This window comes from Phenylobacterium sp. (genome assembly GCF_035475775.1).
Classification (GTDB): domain Bacteria; phylum Pseudomonadota; class Alphaproteobacteria; order Caulobacterales; family Caulobacteraceae; genus Phenylobacterium.
In genome coordinates this window covers 1-18,576 of the sequence record NZ_DATIMC010000084.1, presented here as the reverse complement: position 1 = coordinate 18,576, position 18,576 = coordinate 1, and the positions used below count along the sequence as shown (strand labels likewise).

Here is an 18,576-nt window from a genome sequence, read left to right as displayed (position 1 = left end):
CCCTCGGAGCGGCCCAGCGCCGCGCGGCGGCGGAGCTCCGCGGCCAGCGCGCCGACGTCGCCTTGATCGAGCCGAAGGTCCAAGCTGTAACGTCCTGTAACGTCCCCGACACCGTTCTTAACCGGACAGAAGCCGGCTTGGCAAAGTATCGGCGTTCCCTGACGTCCGTCCTGGGGGATTCGATTTGCAACGCCTCGCCGTGTTCGCCGCCGCCGCCATGCTGCTCGCCGCCTGCTCGCCGCAGAAGCCGGCCGCGCCGAAGCCATCCGGAATCCAGCTCTCGCCCTTGGCGAAGCTCAACACCGATCTGCCGATGGACGAGTTCATGGGCCACGTCGTCGACCCGCAGTCGTTCATCTACTGGGGGGGCTCCGGCACGGTGGAGACCGCCAAGGGGATGCAGGACTTGTCGCCGACCACCGACGAGGGCTGGGAGAAGCTGGAGAGCGCCGCGGCCACGCTGATCGAGGCGGGCAACATGCTCCAGCTCCCGGGCCGCGCACGGCATTTGCCCGATCGTCCCGACAGCGACTGGTACCAGCATGCCCAGAAGCTGAGCGCGCTCGCCGTCGTCGCCAAGATGGCGGCCGAGAAGCACGACAAGGCCGGCGTCTACAAATCCGGGGCCGACCTCTATGGGGAGTGCACCTCCTGCCATGAGGAATACGTCATCCAGCCGCAGATCAAGGCCAACGGACCCGCCCCGGGCAATCCGCTGCCCGACTGGCCGGCCGACGTGAAGGCCAGGCAGCAGGCCTACGCCGCCAAGGCGAAGTAGGTGGCGGAGAGGGAGGGATTCGAACCCTCGATACCCTTGCGAGTATGCCGCATTTCGAGTGCGGTGCTTTCAACCACTCAGCCACCTCTCCGAGCCGGTGCGAGGCCGCCTGGAGCGAGGGGCCTGCCGAGTGAGCGGCGGAACCTAATCAAGGCCTCCCGCCGCCGCAAGCCCGCCTTGATGCGCGATCAGCGGGGGTAGAGCATCAGCTGGGCGCCGTCGGAGCGGGGGAAGGCAAGAGCGCCGCCCGTGCGACAGGCGGTCGTCTGGCGATGCGGGCGGGCGCTCCCCAGATGCATCGCATGTCGAAAGATGCAGAGGCTGTGAAGGCCCTCTCCGCGCGCCGCGCCCAGCTCGCGCCCGGCACGCCGGCGGGCGTGACCGAGGCGATGATCCACGACCTGGTGCACGCCTTCTACGGCAAGGCGCGCCGCGATCCGGCGCTGGGCCCGATCTTCAACCGGGTGATCGGCGACGGCTGGGACGAACACCTGGCCAAGCTCTGCGACTTCTGGTCGTCGGTGATGCTGATGACCGGCCGCTTCCATGGCTCGCCGATGGCGGCGCACACGCGGATCGAGGGCGTCCGTCCGACCCACTTCGCCCGCTGGCTGCACCTGTGGCGCGAGACCGCGGCCGAGCTCTGCCCGCCCGAGGCCGCCGCGCTGTTCGTCGCCAAGGCCGAGATGATCGGCCAGAGCCTGCAGCTCGGCATCGCCGCCAGCCGCGGCGAGCTGCCGCCCGTGCGCTCCGCCGGCGCCTAGCTAGGACGCGCAGCCCGCGAGCTTGACCTTGGCCAGCAGGGCCGCGCGGTTGGCCCGCAGGTCGCGTCCGCTGCGCTGCGCCGGATAGGGCGCATCGCCCTTCAGACCTTTCCAGAGCGCCAGGTTGTAGGCGCCGGTGTCCAGCCGATCCTCCTGAGTGAAATCCTGGCCGGCCATCGCCTTGGCCCAGTAGGCGCCGTCGTGTGTCGGCCTGGCCGTGCAGGCGGTGGCCGCCGAGGGGGCGGGCGGCAGCGGCAGCTTGGTGGTCCTCAGCACCGGAGCGATGCGCGCCCGGTAGCTCCAGGTCGGCGCGGCGTTCGGATCGAACACGTCGGCCATGGGCAAGGCGAGGCCGTCGGTCAGGCCGCTCGGCTTGACCCCGAGGATGTCCTCCATGGTGCGGACCAAGCTGACGGTGGTGTAGCGGGTCTTCACCACCGCGCCCTTCCTGACGTACGGGCCGACGATGAAGGCCACCGAGCGGTGGGCGTTGACGTGGTCGGGCCCGTCCTGGGCGTCGTCCTCGAGGACGAAGATCAGCGTGTCCTTGGCGAACGGGCTGGCGGCGACCTTCTCGACCAGCAGACCCACGGCGTAGTCGTTGTCCGCCACCTCGGTCTCCACCGAGTTCAGCCCGTCGATGCCGCGCTTGAAGTCGCCGGTGTGGTCGTGCGGCAGGCGCACCAGCATCAGGTTCGGGGCCTTGCCGGCCTTCGCGAAGCCGTCGAATTCCCGCTCCCATTCCTTGAACCGCCAGTAGTCGGGGAACGCCTGGTCGAAGCCGCGGAAATAGGGATCGGTGATCGCCATCAGCGAGGCCTTGGCGGGGAAGAACACCTGCCGGTGCGTCTTCCACGGCTCCCGCTCCAACGGGATCTGCGCCGGGCCGGCGTCCGGCTCGTAGAGCGAGAGATCGCCGAAGAAGCCCCAGTTGCGCACCGACAGCCCGGCCCGGAGCGCGCCGTCCCAGATGTAGCCGGCGTTCGCCGTCTGAGGCGCATCGAGCCCGGCGATATCCGCCGTGCCCGGCAGCACGTCGGGATCGTTGGGGGTCAGCGGGTTGACCTTCAGCCGTTCGGCCGTGGTCGCGTAGCCCACGTTGACGTTCCGGTTCGGGCCTTCCTGGTCGTACTGCAGCCCGCGCTGGGCGTAGTTCACCGGGGCCTCGCGCTCGGTCCAGTCGTTGGTCCGCGCCGCCGTCGTCCAGTCCCAGCCGGTGTTGGAGCTCTCGCCGCTGTCGAAGAAGGTGTCGAGGTCGACGAACTCGCGGGCCAGCGCATGCTGGTTGGGGGTGATCGTGCGGCCGAACACCGCCAGCTTCGGATCGCCGTCGCCGACCTCCAGATCGCCAAGGATCTGATCGTAGGTCCGGTTCTCCTTCACGATGTAGATCACGTGATGGATCTTGCCGCGCAGCTCAGCCATCACCGCCTCGGCCGCCCGGGTGTCGCGCGTGCCCGGGAAGTGGTCGTTGGCCGCCACCTGGCGGGTCAGCTCGGCGAGCTCGGCGGGCCGCGGCATGGGCAGCGTGAGGAAGCCCGCCTTCTCCAGCTGCCACACGTAGTGGTTGGTCGCCTGGCAGGCGTGCCGCGCGTCGGGAGCGATCGACAGGTTGTTGCGGCAGGCGTCGGGGTTCGGCCCGGGGTTGGACTTGCCGTTGACCACGTAGACCTGGCCGCCGTCCGGACGCGCCGCGACGGCCGTGGGGTACCAGCCCGTCGGGATCAGGCCGATCACCTCCGAGCGGGCGGCGGCGCGCGGCGCGCCGTCGTCATCGCCCTTTCGGCGGGGCCCAGACGGTGCGGTCAGGCCGGCCGCGCGATCGGAGAGGCGGATCACGGCCAGCGCGTTCTCGCCGCCGTTGGTGACCAGCAGCGTGCGGCGGTCGGGCGAGAGCGCCAGGCTGTTGGAGCCGGCGCCGCCCAGGGGACCGGTGCGGGCCAGGATCGCCGCAGGCGCGGCGGTCGGGATCTGCTCGATCAGCCGGTCCGCCGCGGGATCGATCACCGCCACGCCGTCGGTGTTGTCCATGGCCGCATAGAGCCGCCGGCCGGCGGCGGCGGGCAGCAGGAAGACGGGCTGGCCGCGCACCTTGATCCGCGCGCCGACGGAAACGCCCCTGGCGGTGAGGCGCAGGGCGATGACCTCCCGGTCGCGCTCGCTCGCCACATAGGCCTTGCCGTTGGAGATCCAGGCGACCGCTCGCGGGAAGGTCCCCCCGGGCGCCCCCTTGCGCCTGGGATCGAGCACGCCGGGCCTGAGGTCCGTCTCGGTCACGCGCCCGGTCGCGAGATCGATCAGGCTGACGGAGTCGTTCTGCAGGTTGGCGACCAGCAGCCGCCGGCCGTCGGGGCTGACCGCCAGGCCCGCCGCCTCGGGCTTGACCAGCAGGCCGAGCCCCGCCTTGTGGCCCAGCGGAAAGCTGCGCGCGGCCTTGAACCCGCCCGGCGCGCCTGTGAACTCGATCACCTCGTCGTCGACGCCGCCGGAGACGTAGAACCGGTCGCCCGCCGGCGCCCAGGCCAACCCCAGGAAGGTGTTCGCGACCCGCAGCACCTGGCGCTTCACCGGCGCGCGGCCGCTCACGTCATAGACGAAGACGTATTCGTCGGACTGGTCCCGGATCGCCTTGCCGTCGGCGCCGAGCATCCGGTTGAAGCCGGTGGTCAGGATGAGCAGCGTCCGGCCGTTGGGCGAGAGCGCCACCGCCGAGGCCTGGCCGGCCGTGAAGCCCGGATTGTCCGGCAGGTCCGGATTGAGCGCCTGGAAGACCGCGCCCGGCGCCGCGGCGGGCGTGATCGCCTGGCCCGTCGGCGTGGGCTCGCCGCGCGACAGGTCCGCGGCCCCGGCCGCGCTTGCGCCCAGCACGGCGCCCGCCAGAGCGGCCGCCGCCGTAGCAGCCCGTCTCACGCCCTCCATCCCCGCACTCCCCGCTTCGCCCGACGCCGGAGCTTAGGCGCCTTGTGCGGCGCCCTGGCAAGCTATAGTCGCGCCGCTTCAAGGGCGCGGCGGAGGTCGCTCGGATGGCGGACGTGGTGATCGTGGGCGGCGGCAACGCGGCCTTCGCCGCAGCGGTTGCGGCGCGCCAGGCCGGCGCCTCGGTGCTGGTGCTGGAACGCGCCCCGGCCGAGGAGGCCGGCGGGAACAGCCGTTTCACCGCCGGCGCCATGCGCTTCGCCTACCGCGGCGTCGACGACCTGAGGCGGCTGATGCCCGACCTCACCGACGACGAGGTCGCCCGGACCGACTTCGGGGCCTACCCCGAAGCCCAGTTCTTCGAGGACATGGGCCGCGTCACCGACTACCGGACCGACCCGGAGCTCTGCGAGCTGCTGGTCACCCGCTCGCGAGCGACCATGCTGTGGATGGCCCAGATCGGCCATCGCTTCGCGCCGATCTGGGGACGCCAGGCCTTCCAGGTCGATGGCCGCTTCACCTTCTGGGGCGGTCTCACGGTCGAGGCCCATGGCGGCGGGCCCGGGCTGGTGGAGACCTGGACGCGCATCGCCGCCGCGCAGGGGATCGAGGTGGCTTACGGCGCGCGGGCCGTCGCGCTGATCGCCGACGATGGCGGCGTGCGCGGCGTGCGCGTCAGGCAGGCCGGCCGCACCCGCGAGATCGCCGCCAAGGCCGTGGTGCTGGCGGCCGGCGGCTTCCAGGCCAACGTCGAGTGGCGCACGCGGTATCTCGGGCCCGGCTGGGACCTGGCGAAGGTCAGGGGCACGCGGTTCAACACCGGGGACGGGCTCCAGATGGCGCTGGAGATCGGGGCCATGCCGGCAGGCCAGTGGTCCGGCTGCCACGCGGTCGCCTGGGAGCGCAACGCCCCGGAGTTCGGCGAGCTCGCGGTCGGCGACGGCTTCCAGAAGCACTCCTATCCATTCGGGATCATGCTCAACGCGCGCGGCGAGCGGTTCGTCGACGAGGGCGCCGACTTCCGCAACTACACCTACGCCCGGTACGGCCGCGAGATCCTGAGGCAGCCGCGCCAGTTCGCCTGGCAGGTGTTCGACGCCAAGGTCCGCCACCTGCTGCGCGACGAGTACCGCATCAAGCAGGCGACCAGGGTCTCGGCGCAGACGCTGGAGGCGCTCTGCGACAAGCTCGAGGATGTCGACCCGGCCGCCGCGCTCGCCACCATCCGCGCCTACAACGCCGCGGTGCGCACCGAGGTCGCCTTCGATCCCAACGTCAAGGACGGCCGCCGCACCGAAGGCCTGGCGATCCCCAAGTCCAACTGGGCCAACCCGATCGATCAGCCGCCGTTCGAGGCCTACGCCGTCACCTGCGGCATAACCTTCACCTTCGGCGGCCTGCGCATCGGCCGCGGCGCCCAGGTGCTGGACGTGGACCTGGCCCCGATCCCCGGCCTGTTCGCGGCCGGCGAGCTGGTGGGCGGCCTGTTCTACGAGAACTACCCGGGCGGGACGGGCCTGATGGCCGGGGCGGTCTTCGGCCGCATCGCGGGCGCGAGCGCGGGGCGGGCGGCGCAGGCCTGACGCTCGCGTCGTACAGCAGAGCTCGGAAGCAAAGCGGCCTACGCGCATAGAATAGGAGAATTCAGGTCGATATCCCGAATGGGTGAATCACTAGCGGCGAGATGACGCATTAGTACAAATTCGGTCCTGCGCCATGTAGCCAGGCATGCGCCCGAGCCTTCCTCCTAGAGCCGAGCTTGTTCATCTGATCCATAACGGGCTTCACGCGCTCGGCGGCCCGGGTGTCCTTGCGTTCGCCCTGGGAGCCATGGTGCTTTCCGCCGGCCTCGCCGACGCCACGGCGCGCGCGCCGCGCCCGGCGCCGCCGGCGGCCATCCTGCCGATTCCCCTCGCCGCGCCGCAACCGGCGGCGCTCCGACGCGCTGACCGCGGGCCCATGTGGGAAGGCGCCGATCTCGACGGCGACGGCGCGCCGGACTTCGCCAATCCCACGGGCGAGGCGCCCCGCGGCCACGACGCCTTCGGCGATGGCTACTTCCATGCCCGGCGCGACGGCGGCGCCCGCGCCCACGAAGGCGTGGACTACGATTCTCGCGCCGGCCAGACGGTGGTCGCGCCGATCTCCGGCTACGTCTCGAAAATCGGCTACGCCTACCCGGGCGATGCGCGCTTCAAGTACGTGGAGATCGACAACCCCGCCCTGCATCTCGAGGCGCGGGTGTTCTACGTGGATCCCGCCGTCGAGGTGGGCGACAGCGTGGCGCTCGGCCGGCCGATCGGGACGGCCCACAGCCTGCAGGCGCGCTATGGCGGCATCACCGATCACATCCACCTGGAGCTCGCCGAATCCGGCAGCAAGATCGACGCCCAGACGGTGATCCTCGCCCGCCGGGACGACGCCGGCGCCGCGGCGGGCATGAACTGAGGTCCGTCCGCAGCCTCAGCGGCCTTCGCCGTCCTCACCACGGTCAGGATCGGGTTCGCCTTCGCCGTCCACCGCCGTGCGTGGGCCGTCGTCGGGCGAGCCGGTCCGATGCCCGTCCGCCGTGACACCGGGCGCATCCCAGGCGTCGCGGTTCGCGCCGGCCTCGCCGCCGTCCGCCCGGTCGCCGCCCGAGCCCAGCCCGCCCGCGCCATAGCCGGAGCCGTAGGCTGCGCCATCGCCGCCGGCGGTTTGCGGCCCCGCGCGGGTCTCGCGTTTGCGGATGTCCTCAGCCATCGGCGCCTCCTTTGCGGTCGACGCAGCGCCAACCGGCGGCCCAGGCTCGGCGTTCCGCCGGCTTCCGTCGCGACGGCGCCCGGTCATGCGCCTGGCGAGCCGATGCTTCGGGCCGCAAAGAAAAGCCCCGCCGTACTCGGGCGGGGCTTGGCGCTTTCTCCTCGGGCTCCGGGTGACCGGAGATCCGCGGGTTACAGGGCCCGGCGGCCGACCAGGGCGTGGTAGATGAACAGCACCACCACGGCGCCGATGATGGCCACGAGGATCGAATAGATGTTGAGGCCGCTTACGCCGGCGGCGCCGAAGCGGGTGAACAGGAACCCGCCCACGAAGGCGCCGATCACGCCCAGCACGAGGTCCCAGACCAGGCTGCCGCCCGTCCGGTTCACGAGCTTGCTGGCGATGAAGCCGGCGATGAGGCCCAGAACGATCCAGGCAAGAACTGACATAGCGTTTCTCCAGTGGCGCCGGCTCGGGGACAGGAGTTCCTTGGCCGGCGATGCCCGAAAAAAGCCCGGGACTCGGGATTCGGTTCCGCAGCTCCCTTGCGGCCCGGCAGGCGGACCGGAGGAGCAACCTTGGGCGTGCGCAGGGGTTCTATGGCCCGAGCGTGTCGCCGCAACGGAAGGAGAAACCACCCTTGCGCAATAAGCTGATCGCCTCTGCGACCCTGGCGCTGGCCGGCCTGAGCCTCTCGGCCGCGCCGCTGGTCGCCCAGGCCCAACCGCCGCACACGCACCGGGTCCTGGTCTGCGGCGCGAGCCGTCATGCCCGCAACACCGGCACCGCGGTCGGGGCCGTCACCGGCGGTCTCCTGGGCAACGCCGTCTCGCATCATGGCGGCAAGCTCGGCGGCACCCTGATCGGCGCCGGCGTCGGCGCCGTGGCGGGCCACCAGATCGCCAAGCACAACGGCAGGGAGCGCTGCCACTACGAGTATCGGCGCTACCGCTGAGACGGACAGCGCCCGCGCCCAGCCGCGCGGGCGCTCACCTGCGGCACAGCCAGCGGGTGCGGTGCCAGTTCTCGGAATTGTCCACCCAGCCGGTGATCCTCGGATCGACCAGCGCGCGGCCCACCGTGTAGAAGAGCGGCGCGATTCCCTCGTCGTCGAGCATGATCTGCTCGGCGCGGGCCAGGATCTGGCCGCGGCGCGACGCGTCGGGCTCGCGGTCGGCTTCGCCCAGCAGGGCGTCGTAGGCGGGGTTCCTGTAGTCGCCGTAGTTCTGCGCGCCCACGTCGGACTTCAGCAGGCCCAGGAAGGTCATCGGATCGTTGAAGTCGCCGTACCAGGCCATGGTGCCGACGTCGAAGTCGCGGTTGGCGAAGGCGGCGAACGCCACCGGCGCGTCGTTCTGCAGGATCGAGACCTCGATGCCGACCGCGCGCCAGTCGGCCTGGATGGCTTCGGCCAGGAGCAGGCTCTCGCTGTTGTTGGTGGTCTTGAGCTGGAATTTCAGCGGGTGGGCGGGTGTGAAGCCCGCCTGGGCGAGCAGCGCCCTGGCCTCGATCTGCCGCTGAGCAAACGAGGCGTTCGCCCACCGGGTCTTTGGCCCGAACGGGTAGTTCGCCGTCCCGGGGGGCACGAAGGCGTAGGCCGGCCGCTGGCCCGCACGCATCAGCTTGGCGGTCATGAAGTCGCGGTCGAGCGATTCCGAGAGCGCCCGGCGGACCCGGACGTCCTTGAACGGCTTCACGTCGCGGGTGTTGAGCGACAGGTAGCTGGTGGCCAGCACCGTGTGGGTGTGCACGTAGCCGGGCATCACCTGGCGCAGGCGGTCGATCCGGTTGGACTGGAAGGTGTTGCTGATGTCGAGCTCGCCGCGCTGCACCCGCCGCTCGGCGGCGATCGCGTCAGGCGTCTGGAAATAGTCCACGCGGTCCAGGCAGACGTGGCCGGCATCGTGGAAATAGGGGTTCTTGGCGAGGGTGATGTGGTCGCCGAGGTTCCAGGAGACCAGTTTGTAGGCTCCGTTCGAGACGTATCGCCCCGGCGCCACCCAGCCGTCGCCGTACTTCGCCACCGCGTGCCGGGGGGCCGGATAGAAGCTCTGGTGCTTCGTGAGCTCGAGCAGGTACGGCGCAGGGTGCTCGAGGGTGAGCTGCACGGTGTAGCGGTCGAGCGCCTTCGCCCCGAGGCTCTCCGGGGGCGCCTTGCCCTCGCTGATCGGCTGCGCGCCTTTGATAACGTAGGCGAGGTAGGCGTAGATCGAGGCGGTCCGCGGATCGAGCAGACGCTGCAGGCCGAACACGTAGTCGTCGGCGGTGACCGGCGTCCCGTCGGACCAGCGGGCGTTGCGCCGCAGGTGAAAGGTCCAGACCAGGCCGTCGGGGCTGGTCTCCCATGAGGTCGCCCCGCCGGGGACCGGGCTGGCGTCGGGGCCGTCGGTGGTGAGGCCTTCCATCATGTCGCCGATCACCCAGGACTCGGTGACGGTGTTGGCTCTCTGGGAATCGAGGGTGGCGGGCTCGGAGGCGAGGCCGAACTCCAGGCACTTCTGGCCGGCCGGACAGGGCGGGCGCTGCGGCTTGCCATGGCAGCCGGCGAGCGTCAGGGCGGCGGCGGCGGCGAGGGCGAGAAGGAGCGGCGGAAGCTTGGGCAAGCGGGCGGACCTCGCGTGTCGGATCCGCCATCACGCATCGGGACCGCGGTCTTGTCGAGCCGGCTAGTGCAGCCTGAACTCGGCCCCCAGCGCCTTCAGCTCGGCGGGCTTGATCAGCTTGCAATGGCCGACCGTCACCTTGAACAGCGGCCCGTCCAGCGTATGGGCCCAGAAGTCCAGGAATTTCCGGAGCACCGGGAAATCGGGGCACAGGTCGTAGTCCTGCCAGATATAGCTTTGCAGCAGGCTCGGATGGTCGGGCATCCGGTAGAGGATTTCGGCGGTGGTCAGGCCGTAACCCTCGAGCTGCTTGCGAAACTCGGGCGACGCCAACATCGAGCAACCTCGGCGCTGTTGATCCGAAGGGCGACCGCGCAGCGGCCGCGCAGCCTAAGGTTATGCATGATTCGGAAAATTGTTCCTTAAAATCAGCGTCTTATCACTCGACCGCGAGGATTGCTGCCAGCCTCGCCGTCAGCCGCGGAAGGCCTTGGGCCGGAGCGTGACCCGGACCGGCTCCGGAAACGCCCGCCAGCCGCGCGCGGCGATCACGTCGTTGCTCTCCTTGGCTTGGCGGTCGGGCGCGAGCGACCAGGTGATGTGATAGGTCGAGCCGTCCGGCCGTTCGGTGGTCCCGCGGATCGCCACCACCATGGCCTGGACTCCCGCCCCGTCGTCGGCCTCGCCGACGATGTCGCCCCAGGTGTCGGTGGGGACGAGGCCCTCGGAGTCGCCGAACTTCAGGGTCACGTGGTCGGCGATCACCTCGGCGTAGCGCGGCGGCAGCCGCTTCAGGAGCGCCTCGCGCTGGTTCCGGTCCAGGGCCCAGCCGACGAAGCCCGGATTGCGGCCTGCGCGATCGCCGTCGTTCGCCATCCCAACCTCTCGTTTGCCTCAACCGGGCCCGCCGGGTGCGGTTCCGGCTGGCGCCGGCGCGCGCTCGCGCTAGTCTCCGCCCCATCCCGGGGAGGGTCCAATGCGCATCGCCCACATCGTCCTGGCCGCCGTCGCGGCGCTCGCGGCGCCGGCCCTGGCGCAGCCGGCCGCCAGGCCCGCCGCGCCCACCGCCGCCCAATCGCGGGGGCCGGAGCGGTTCGCCCCCGAGATCGCCGCCTTCGCCGCGGCCGACGCCCGGCAAAAGCCGCCGCCGTGCGGCTTCCTGTTCACCGGCTCGTCGTCGATCCGCTTCTGGTCGAGCCTGGACAGGGACATGGCGCCGCTGCCGGTGATCAACCGCGGCTTCGGCGGTTCGGAGATCTCCGACGTCGACTATTATTTCGACCGGGTGGTGGCGCCCTACCGTCCGCGCGCCATCGTCTTCTACGCCGGCGAGAACGACATCGCCGCCGGCACGACCCCTGACCAGGTGGCGGCCGACTTCGCGAGGTTCATGGACCTGAAGACCAAGGCGCTCGGCGCGACCCCGGTCTATTTCGTCTCGCTGAAGCCCTCGAAGCTGCGTTTCGCCCAACTCGACCTGCAGGCGCAGGCCAACGCCGAGATCCGAGCCATGACCGCCCGCCGCAAGGACCTGCGCTTCATCGACGTGGTCCCGGCCATGCTGCAGGGCGGCCAGCCGAAGGACATCTACCGCCCCGACCGGCTGCACATGACCGCGGACGGCTACGCCATCTGGACGTCCATCATCCGCCCGGCCCTCCTGGAAGAGGCCAGGCGGCCGCCTCGCTGCAAGGGCTAGCGGCCCCTACTCGGCGGCCTGCAGGATCACCGCCTCGCGGCCGCCGCGGACCAGACGGCCCGGCAGGGCGCCGGTGGGCTCGCCATCCTCGAAGGTCACTTCGCCGGACTTCACCGTGTAGCGATAGCCCTCCGCCCTTTGCACCAGGCGGCGGCCGCCGGCCGGCAGGTCCTCGACGGCGACGGGCCGGTGCAGCCGCAGCGCCTGGAAGTCGATGACGTTGAGGTCGGCCAGAAGCCCCGGCTTCAGCTGGCCGCGGTCGTTGAGGCCATAGGCGCGGGCGGTGTCGCTGGTCAGTTTCTTGACCAGGAACGGCAGCGGGAACCTGTCGCCCTTGACCCGGTCGCGCGCCCAGTGGGTCAGGATGAAGGTCGGCATGCCGGCGTCGGCGATCACCCCGCAGTGGGCGCCGCCGTCGGAAAGCCCGAACAGCACGTTCGGGTGCTGCATGTTCTTGCGGAAGAAATCGAAGTTGTAGGTCTGGTAGGCCCCGAGCGGCTGGTAGAACAGCTCGCGCCCGCCATCGCGCAGCAGCAGCTCGTACATCATCTCCAGCGGCGCGACGCCGGCGGCCTCGGCCAGGCCGCTCACGCTCTGCTCGCGGTCCGGCTCGTAGTTCGGCTCCTCGCCCAGCGGGAACACGCGCCAGAGCAGCTCCTCGGCGCCGCGGGCCATGACCCCGGCGCGCATCGCGCTCTCCTCCGAGAGCAGGGCGGCGCGGATCTCCGGCCGCCGCATCGCCACCAGCCGTTCCGCGAGCGGCAGGTGGGCGATCTCGCGGCGGAAGGTCGGGTGGGCGGCGAAGACGTGGAAGTTGGAGGTCAGCCCGTGGAGGATGCCGGTGGGCCGCCCGGCGATCTGCGGCCGGATGTCCATGCCCTGGGCGCGGGCCTCCTCGGCGATGTTGTACATCTTGTCGCCCTCGTAGGCGCCGGCCGAGGTGGCGACGAGGGTGACCGGCAGCCCGGTTTGATGGGCGAAATCCTTGACCCAGGCCCACTCGTCATCCTCGCCCAGGTGGTCGGAGACCATCTCGAAGACGCCGTGCGTCAGGCCCTTCATCGCCAGGCCCAGCGCCAGCATCTCGTCGGAGCCCGCGAAGGTGCCCGGCACGTGGACGCCTTTCTTGTCCTTGTGCAGCAGGGTCCGCGAGGTGGAGAAGCCGAGCGCGCCGGCCATGACCCCTGCGCGCACCAGCGCGGCCATCTCGGCGATCTCGGCCGCGTTCGGCTCGTAGTCGGTGTTGCACCGCTCGCCCAGCACATAGGCGCGGATCGCCCCGTGCGGGACATGCGTCCCCACGTCGATGGCCCGCGGCTTGGCTTCCAGCGCATCGAGGTATTCGGGGAAGCTCTCCCACTTCCAGTCGATGCCCTCGGCGAGGGCCGAGCCGGGGATGTCCTCCACCCCTTCCATCAGCTCGATCAGGAACTGCTCGGCGCCGGGCCTGACCGGGGCGAAGCCCACGCCGCAGTTGCCCATCACCGCGGTGGTCACGCCGTGCCAGCTGGAGGGCGCGAGCAGGGCATCCCAGGTCGCCTGGCCGTCGTAGTGGGTGTGGATGTCGACCCAGCCCGGGGTCACCACCATGCCGGCGGCGTCGATCTCGCGGCGCGCCGATCCTGAGACCTCGCCCACCTCCACGATCCGGTCGCCCTGGATGGCGATGTCGCCCACGAAGGGCTCGCCGCCCGCGCCGTCGACGATGGTCCCGCCGCGGATGATCAGGTCTCGCATCTCGTCCTCCCCGCCCGTCGCTCCAGGCGTTCGCGCCCACGATACTGCGGCGCCGCGGGGGAAAGGCCAGCGGATTTGCGAACCGGCCTCAGCGGCCCGCACCCATCAGAGACTGCAGGGTGGGCGCGCCGGCGGTCTCCTCGCTGAACCCCGCGCACCAGCGGAACCGCGCCTGGCCGCGCCGCGCGGCCAGGCCCATGGCGTAGAGCGTGTCGCCGAGGTCCAGCCGGTCGAGGGTCACATAGGCCAGGGCGCGGTTGTATTCGTCGCGCTGGCCGGTGCGCTTGACGGTGATCGCGCGCCCCTCGGCGATCAGCGTCCTGAGCTCCCCCGCCGCCTCCCTGGCCGCCAGCGCCTCGGCCCAGCAGCGCGCGTCCGGGATGGGCTGCGGGGCGTAGGCGTCGGCCAGCCTCAGATCCTCGCCGTCCACCGTCAGCACGTCGCCGTTCAGCACCTTGACGCGCTCGGAAAGCGGCGCCGGCGGCGCGGCCGCCGGCCGGGGCTCCGGCGCGCGGCCGCAGCCGGCGAGCGCGAGCGCCAGGGCAAGGGGGAACAGCAAGGCGCGGAAGGGCGTCATACGGCGGCGCTTCTAACCCAGCGGACCTAAGCCTCAAACAGCTCCGGCCGCCTGAGCCTGAGGGCCAGGAGCAGGACGAGCGTCTTCATGTCGAGGATGTCGTCGGCCTCCACCCGGCGCCAAAGCTCGTCCAGCCCCGCCTCCACCACCGTGATGTGCTCGTGCTCGTGGGCGTGGCCGCCGCCCGGCGCGACCCGGTCGGCGGCCGCGTAGGGGGCCAGGAACAGCTGGATGCGCTCGGTCGAGACGCCCGGCGAGGCGAACGGCGAGGCCACCGGCTCGAGGGCGCCCAGCCGCACGCCGGCCTCCTCCAGAGCCTCCCGCCGCGCGGTGGCCTCGGCCGTCTCGTCCTCGACCATGCCGGCAGGCGCCTCGGTGAGCTCGGGCGGACCGTCGGCCCAGGCCGCCGGGGCGCGCGGCAGCCTGACCATGAGCGCGCAGCGCCGCAGGGGGTCGTAGGGCAAGACCGCGACCGCCCGCCCGTGGTCCTCGATCTCGCGCGTGAAGGTCGAGCCGTCCTCCATCGCGAGCGTCGCCACCATCAGCGTGACGTAGCCCCGGTAGACGGTCTCGACCCGTCTGATCTCGACGGGCATGCCGTCTCAGCGCCGCCCGAGGCTCGCGCGCAGCATCCAGGCGTGCTTCTCGTGCGCATCGATGCGGTCGTCGATCAGGCTGGCGGTGACGTCGTCGCCTTCGGCCTCCGCCGCCTGGCGGGCGGCGCGGGCGGTCGCGACGAGCGTCTCGTGGTCGCGGACCAGCTCGGCGAGCATGGCCTCGGCGCCCTGCTCCGGATCGCCGTCCTTGACGCCCGAGAGCCGCCCGAAGGCGCCATAGCCCTGCGGCGCATAGGCGCGCCCAGCGCGCGGATGCGCTCGGCCACCAGGTCGATCGCCGTCCAGATCTCGGTGTATTGCGCCATGAACAGCTGGTGCAGCGCCGCGAAGTTCGGCCCCTCCACGTTCCAGTGATAGCCGTGGGTCTTCAGATAGACCGCGTAGGTGTCCGCCAGCAACCGCGACAGGCCCTCGGCGATCTTCGCGCGCGCGCCCGTCTCGATCCCGATGTTGATGTCGTCGGCCATGGCCCGTCCTCCGTCTGGGGATGAGACCTGCTTGTCGGCCCCGGCGCGCTCCAGGTCCAATCGATGTTTCCACGGAATCGGATAGAGCCAGCCTATGTACGAGTCGGCTTGGCGCCGCCGGACATTGGGTTATCGTCGTTCAGTGGACCGCCCCGCGAGGCGGCCCGGGAGGAGCCCATGAAGTTCACCTGGTTCAACCTGATGCCCTGGCCCTATCTGCCGGACGACTTCCGCGAGAAGAACCGTTCGGTCTGGGTCGACATCGACCAGCGCCTGTTCGACCCCGTGAAGAGCCACGAGGTCTACAACCGCTACATGGACCTCCTGGAATACGCCGGCAGCCTCGGCTTCGACGGCATCGGGGTGAACGAGCATCACCAGAACGGCTACGGCATCATGCCCTCGCCCAACATCATCGCCGCGGGCCTGGCGCGCCGCACCCAGGACACCGCGCTCGTGGTGCTGGGCAACTCCATCGCCCTCTACAACCCGCCCGTCCGGGTGGCCGAGGAGTTCGCGATGCTGGACTGCATCTCGGGCGGGCGGCTGGTGGCCGGCTTCCCGGTCGGCACCTCGATGGACACCAACTACTGCTACGGCCAGATCCCCTCGCTGACGCGGGAGAAGTACGCCGAGGCGCACGAGCTGATCATCAAGGCCTGGACGAGCCGCGAGCCGTTCGCCTTCAACGGCCGCTACAACAAGCTGCGCCACGTCAACATCTGGCCGCGGCCCATCCAGCAGCCGCATCCGCCGGTGCACATCCCGGGCGGCGGCTCGGTCGAGACCTACGATTTCTGCATCGACAACACCTACTCGTATTCCTACCTCAGCTTCACCGGCTACCTGCGCGCCAAGGCGCTGATGGACGGCTACTGGAGGCGGGTGGAGGAGCGCGGCGCGCCGGACAAGAGCCCGTATCGCGCGGGCTTCGCCCAGACGATCTGCGTCGCCGAGACCGACGAGGAGGCCGAGCGCCTCTACGCCCCCCACATCGACTACTTCTACAACCGCTGCCTTCACGTCTATCCGGGCTTCGCCGATGCGCCCGGCTACCGCACGATCAAGACCATCCAGTCGGGCGCGCTGTCGCAATATGGCCGCCCGCAGGGCTTCGCCGAGCTCACCTGGAAGGACCTGACCGAGGGCGGCCACGTGATCGCCGGCTCGCCCGAGACCGTGCGCCAGCGCATCGAGGAGCTGGCCAAGGGGCTGCACGTCGGCAATCTCTTCTGCCTGATGCATGTCGGGAACATGCCGGCCGAGAAGTGCATGTACTCGACCAAGCTGTTCGCCGAGAAGGTGATGCCGAAGCTCAGGAACCTGTTCCCCGACTACGCGGACGACGAGCGCTTCTGGTGCCACCCGATCAAGCAGGTGAAGCCGGGTTCGCTGCCCGCCGAGCCGGTCCGCGCCCCGATCCCGGCCGAGTGAGGAGACGACGATCATGGAGCTCAAGACCGTCCAGACCCCGCACGTCCCGGTCCGCTACGTCGAGGGCGGCTCGGGCCCCGACCTCGTTTTCCTGCACGGCGCCGGCGGCGTGACGCCCGAAGATCCGTTCCTCGAGGCGCTCGCGAAGTCGCACCACGTCTATGCGCCGCTGGTGCCCGGCTACGGCGACAGCGCCGAAGCGCCAGAGATCCGCGACATGCTGGATTTCACCCTGCACACCTGGGACGTGGTGGAGGCCCTCGGCCTGAAAGATCCGATCCTCGTCGGCCACTCGATGGGCGGCATGATCGCGGCCGAGATGGCGGCGATCCAGCCCAACGACGTCTCGCGGCTGGCGCTGATCGCCCCGGCCGGCCTGTGGGACGACGCCCATCCGATCGTCGATCTGTTCACCATCCTGCCCTACGAGATGCCGGCGCTGCTGTTCCACGACGCCGAGGCGGGCGCGGCGATCCTGACGGCCAACCGCAACGTCGAGGACCCGAACTTCCTGCAGACCTACCTGGTCACCAACGCCCGCCAGCTCGGCATGGCCGGTCGCATCCTGTTCCCGATCCCGGAGCGGGGGCTGGCCTCCCGGCTCTACCGGATCAAGGCGCGCACGGTGCTGGTCTGGGGCGATTCCGACAAGCTGATCCCGCCCACCTACGCCCACGCCTTCAAGAAGGGGATCGGCTCCTGCGAGCTGGTCTCGATCCCCGAGGCCGGCCACATGGTCATCGTCGAGAAGGCCCAGGCGGTGGCGGAGGCGGTGGGCAGGCTCGGCTGAACTTCCTTCTCCCTTCCAGGGGGAAATGTCGGCGACGCGCCGCAGGCGCGGCCGACATTGGGGATTGAAGAGAAGGGGTCCCTCTTCCCCCATTGGCCACGCGTGCTTCGCACGACGGGCCGGTTTCCCCCGTTCCGGGGGAAGGTGACTGTGCGTCAGCCCTCTTTCGGCTCGGGTGCCTTCAGGCGGCGCTTGTTGACATGGCTCGCGACCTTGCCGCCCTCCAGCGTCTCGCCGCGAAAGTAGAACTTCTGCCAGGAGCGCTTGAGCGCTTCGGGATCGCCCGCCTTGAGCTGCTGGTTGAACTCGGCGCGCGAGCTGGACCAGGTCTCGTATTCCCGCTTCAGCTCGGGCTCGCTGTCGAGCGCGCGGATCACCGGCTCGACGCGCTCCAGCCTGTTGTGCTCCACGACGTTGATGAAGCAGAACGGCTCGTCCTTCTCGAAGCGGATGCGCCCCGGCGCCGTGAACAGCCAGTTCATGGTGAACGGGAAGGGCAGCCAGTCGGTCTCGACCAGGCCGGTGAGCGGCTGGATGCCGTGCTTGACGTGGTTCGGCGGCCCGCCCGCCAGCACGGCCCAACCGGGCTGGGTGCGGAACAGGTAGCCGGTGTGGAAGGTCAGCGTCCCATAGGCGAAGTGGGACATCACGACGTGGCCCGCGTCCTTGAGCGGCGGGTCCGGGAGGATGCGGATGGCGTCCACGCCCGCCCCGCCGTTCCACTCGGCGGTGAAGCCGAACGGGCAGAGGATCTCCCAGCCGGTGGTGTTGGCCATGGTGAGCGGCAGGCAGCGATAGGGCGCGCGGCCGGCGAAGCCGTCCATCCACTTCCGCTCGGGCCGGCCGGGGATCATCTTCGGCGGCTCGGCCATGGTCGTGAAGCATTCCAGCTGCATGCGTCCTACCCTGCCTCATTCCGCCCGCGTTTCAACGCCGCGATCCTAGCATCGTGACGCCTGGCAGCAGCGTTAGGATCCAGCCATGGCCAAAGCCGCCGCCCAGCAGCCCGGACTGTTCGAGCTCGCGCCGGAGCTGCCCGAAGGCATGGCCTATCGGCCGGAGTTCGTCACGCCTGAGGAGGAGGCCGAGCTTGCGGCCTGGCTCGCCGCGCTGGCCTTCGAGCCGTTCCAGTTCCGCGGCTACGAGGGTCGCCGCCAGGTGGTCTCGTTCGGCTGGAAATACGACTTCAACCGCACCCGCCTCGAGAAGGCCGACGACCTGCCGCCCGAGCTCGCGCCGCTCCGGGCCCGGGCCGCCGCGCTCGCCGGCCACGCGCCGGAGGAGATGCAGCAGGTGCTGATCAACAAGTATGAGCCCGGCGCCCCGATCGGCTGGCATCGCGACCGGCCGGTGTTCGCCGAGGTGGTGGGAATCTCGCTGCTCGCGCCCTGCGCCTTCCGCATGCGGCGGCGCACCCCGCAAGGCTTCGAGCGCCGGACGATCACGCTCGCG

The 18,576-nt window shown here is 70.5% G+C and carries 19 protein-coding genes, 1 tRNA gene and 1 pseudogene; 9 read left to right on the top strand and 12 right to left on the bottom strand.

The features are described 5' to 3' along the window. Window positions 1-184: 184 nt before the first annotated feature. A complete protein-coding gene (locus VLI41_RS10750) occupies window positions 185-778 on the top strand; it encodes a hypothetical protein (RefSeq protein ID WP_325268071.1) in 594 nt (197 codons plus the stop codon). 1 nt (window position 779) lies between these two features. Here VLI41_RS10750 and VLI41_RS10745 read toward each other — a convergent pair. Then, window positions 780-869 (bottom strand) — tRNA-Ser (locus VLI41_RS10745). A 211-nt stretch (window positions 870-1,080) separates the two neighbouring features. Here VLI41_RS10745 and VLI41_RS10740 point away from each other — a divergent pair. Beyond that, window positions 1,081-1,542, top strand: a complete 462-nt coding sequence (locus tag VLI41_RS10740; RefSeq protein ID WP_325268070.1) for a group III truncated hemoglobin — start codon at window positions 1,081-1,083, stop codon at window positions 1,540-1,542. Here VLI41_RS10740 and VLI41_RS10735 read toward each other — a convergent pair whose 3' ends face one another. Beyond that, on the bottom strand, window positions 1,543-4,452 hold the full coding sequence (locus VLI41_RS10735; protein ID WP_325268069.1) for a hypothetical protein: 2,910 nt from the start codon (window positions 4,450-4,452) through the stop codon (window positions 1,543-1,545). 113 nt (window positions 4,453-4,565) lie between these two features. On the opposite strand from VLI41_RS10735, the gene tcuA reads away from it, so the two are divergent. Next, a complete protein-coding gene (tcuA, locus tag VLI41_RS10730) occupies window positions 4,566-6,041 on the top strand; it encodes an FAD-dependent tricarballylate dehydrogenase TcuA (protein ID WP_325268068.1) in 1,476 nt (491 codons plus the stop codon). A gap of 247 nt (window positions 6,042-6,288) precedes the next feature. Then, window positions 6,289-6,906 carry a M23 family metallopeptidase gene (locus tag VLI41_RS10725; protein ID WP_325268067.1) on the top strand — a complete coding sequence of 206 codons (618 nt, stop codon included), beginning with the start codon at window positions 6,289-6,291 and terminating at the stop codon, window positions 6,904-6,906. A 15-nt stretch (window positions 6,907-6,921) separates the two neighbouring features. On the opposite strand, the gene VLI41_RS10720 is transcribed toward VLI41_RS10725, so the two are convergent. Both VLI41_RS10720 and VLI41_RS10715 read right to left on the bottom strand, forming a co-directional pair. Then, window positions 6,922-7,200 (bottom strand): hypothetical protein, encoded by a 279-nt coding sequence (locus tag VLI41_RS10720; RefSeq protein ID WP_325268066.1) that lies wholly within the window; start codon window positions 7,198-7,200, stop codon window positions 6,922-6,924. Window positions 7,201-7,391: 191 nt separating this feature from the next. Continuing rightward, complete coding sequence (locus VLI41_RS10715) at window positions 7,392-7,649, bottom strand: GlsB/YeaQ/YmgE family stress response membrane protein (protein WP_297693268.1); 258 nt, start codon at window positions 7,647-7,649, stop codon at window positions 7,392-7,394. Window positions 7,650-7,840: 191 nt separating this feature from the next. Here VLI41_RS10715 and VLI41_RS10710 point away from each other — a divergent pair, with 191 nt between their 5' ends. Continuing rightward, complete coding sequence (locus VLI41_RS10710) at window positions 7,841-8,155, top strand: glycine zipper domain-containing protein (RefSeq protein ID WP_325268065.1); 315 nt, start codon at window positions 7,841-7,843, stop codon at window positions 8,153-8,155. Between the two features lie 34 nt (window positions 8,156-8,189). Here VLI41_RS10710 and VLI41_RS10705 read toward each other — a convergent pair whose 3' ends face one another. The 3 genes from VLI41_RS10705 to VLI41_RS10695 form a co-directional block, all read right to left on the bottom strand. Then, window positions 8,190-9,803 (bottom strand): peptide ABC transporter substrate-binding protein, encoded by a 1,614-nt coding sequence (locus tag VLI41_RS10705; RefSeq protein ID WP_325268064.1) that lies wholly within the window; start codon window positions 9,801-9,803, stop codon window positions 8,190-8,192. A gap of 63 nt (window positions 9,804-9,866) precedes the next feature. Then, the gene (locus VLI41_RS10700; protein WP_325268063.1) at window positions 9,867-10,139 is read right to left on the bottom strand and encodes an usg protein; all 273 of its coding nucleotides are present in this window, start codon (window positions 10,137-10,139) and stop codon (window positions 9,867-9,869) included. A 138-nt stretch (window positions 10,140-10,277) separates the two neighbouring features. Then, a complete protein-coding gene (locus tag VLI41_RS10695; RefSeq protein WP_325268062.1) occupies window positions 10,278-10,679 on the bottom strand; it encodes a hypothetical protein in 402 nt (133 codons plus the stop codon). Between the two features lie 100 nt (window positions 10,680-10,779). Between VLI41_RS10695 and VLI41_RS10690 the strand changes: the two genes are divergently transcribed. Continuing rightward, window positions 10,780-11,502, top strand: coding sequence for a GDSL-type esterase/lipase family protein (locus tag VLI41_RS10690; protein WP_325268061.1), 723 nt, complete (start codon window positions 10,780-10,782; stop codon window positions 11,500-11,502). 6 nt (window positions 11,503-11,508) lie between these two features. On the opposite strand, the gene VLI41_RS10685 is transcribed toward VLI41_RS10690, so the two are convergent. From VLI41_RS10685 to VLI41_RS10670, 4 genes and pseudogenes are all read right to left on the bottom strand, one after another. Then, window positions 11,509-13,239 (bottom strand): N-acyl-D-amino-acid deacylase family protein, encoded by a 1,731-nt coding sequence (locus VLI41_RS10685; protein ID WP_325268060.1) that lies wholly within the window; start codon window positions 13,237-13,239, stop codon window positions 11,509-11,511. 88 nt (window positions 13,240-13,327) lie between these two features. Beyond that, window positions 13,328-13,816 carry a nuclease gene (locus VLI41_RS10680; RefSeq protein WP_325268059.1) on the bottom strand — a complete coding sequence of 163 codons (489 nt, stop codon included), beginning with the start codon at window positions 13,814-13,816 and terminating at the stop codon, window positions 13,328-13,330. A 26-nt stretch (window positions 13,817-13,842) separates the two neighbouring features. Then, window positions 13,843-14,412, bottom strand: coding sequence for an NUDIX hydrolase (locus VLI41_RS10675; protein ID WP_325268058.1), 570 nt, complete (start codon window positions 14,410-14,412; stop codon window positions 13,843-13,845). Between the two features lie 6 nt (window positions 14,413-14,418). After that, window positions 14,419-14,900 (bottom strand): annotated as a pseudogene (locus VLI41_RS10670) (Dps family protein). 177 nt (window positions 14,901-15,077) lie between these two features. On the opposite strand from VLI41_RS10670, the gene VLI41_RS10665 reads away from it, so the two are divergent. Next, window positions 15,078-16,334 carry an LLM class flavin-dependent oxidoreductase gene (locus VLI41_RS10665; RefSeq protein ID WP_325268057.1) on the top strand — a complete coding sequence of 419 codons (1,257 nt, stop codon included), beginning with the start codon at window positions 15,078-15,080 and terminating at the stop codon, window positions 16,332-16,334. A 13-nt stretch (window positions 16,335-16,347) separates the two neighbouring features. After that, window positions 16,348-17,124: an alpha/beta hydrolase gene (locus tag VLI41_RS10660; protein WP_325268056.1), complete on the top strand. Its 777-nt coding sequence runs from the start codon at window positions 16,348-16,350 to the stop codon at window positions 17,122-17,124. Between the two features lie 155 nt (window positions 17,125-17,279). Here the strand turns inward: VLI41_RS10660 and VLI41_RS10655 are convergent, their stop codons facing one another. Next, window positions 17,280-18,020 carry a DUF6065 family protein gene (locus VLI41_RS10655; RefSeq protein WP_325268055.1) on the bottom strand — a complete coding sequence of 247 codons (741 nt, stop codon included), beginning with the start codon at window positions 18,018-18,020 and terminating at the stop codon, window positions 17,280-17,282. An 85-nt stretch (window positions 18,021-18,105) separates the two neighbouring features. On the opposite strand from VLI41_RS10655, the gene VLI41_RS10650 reads away from it, so the two are divergent. Then, window positions 18,106-18,576, top strand: a 471-nt coding sequence (locus tag VLI41_RS10650) for an alpha-ketoglutarate-dependent dioxygenase AlkB (protein WP_325268054.1), incomplete at its 3' end; no start/stop codon positions are given.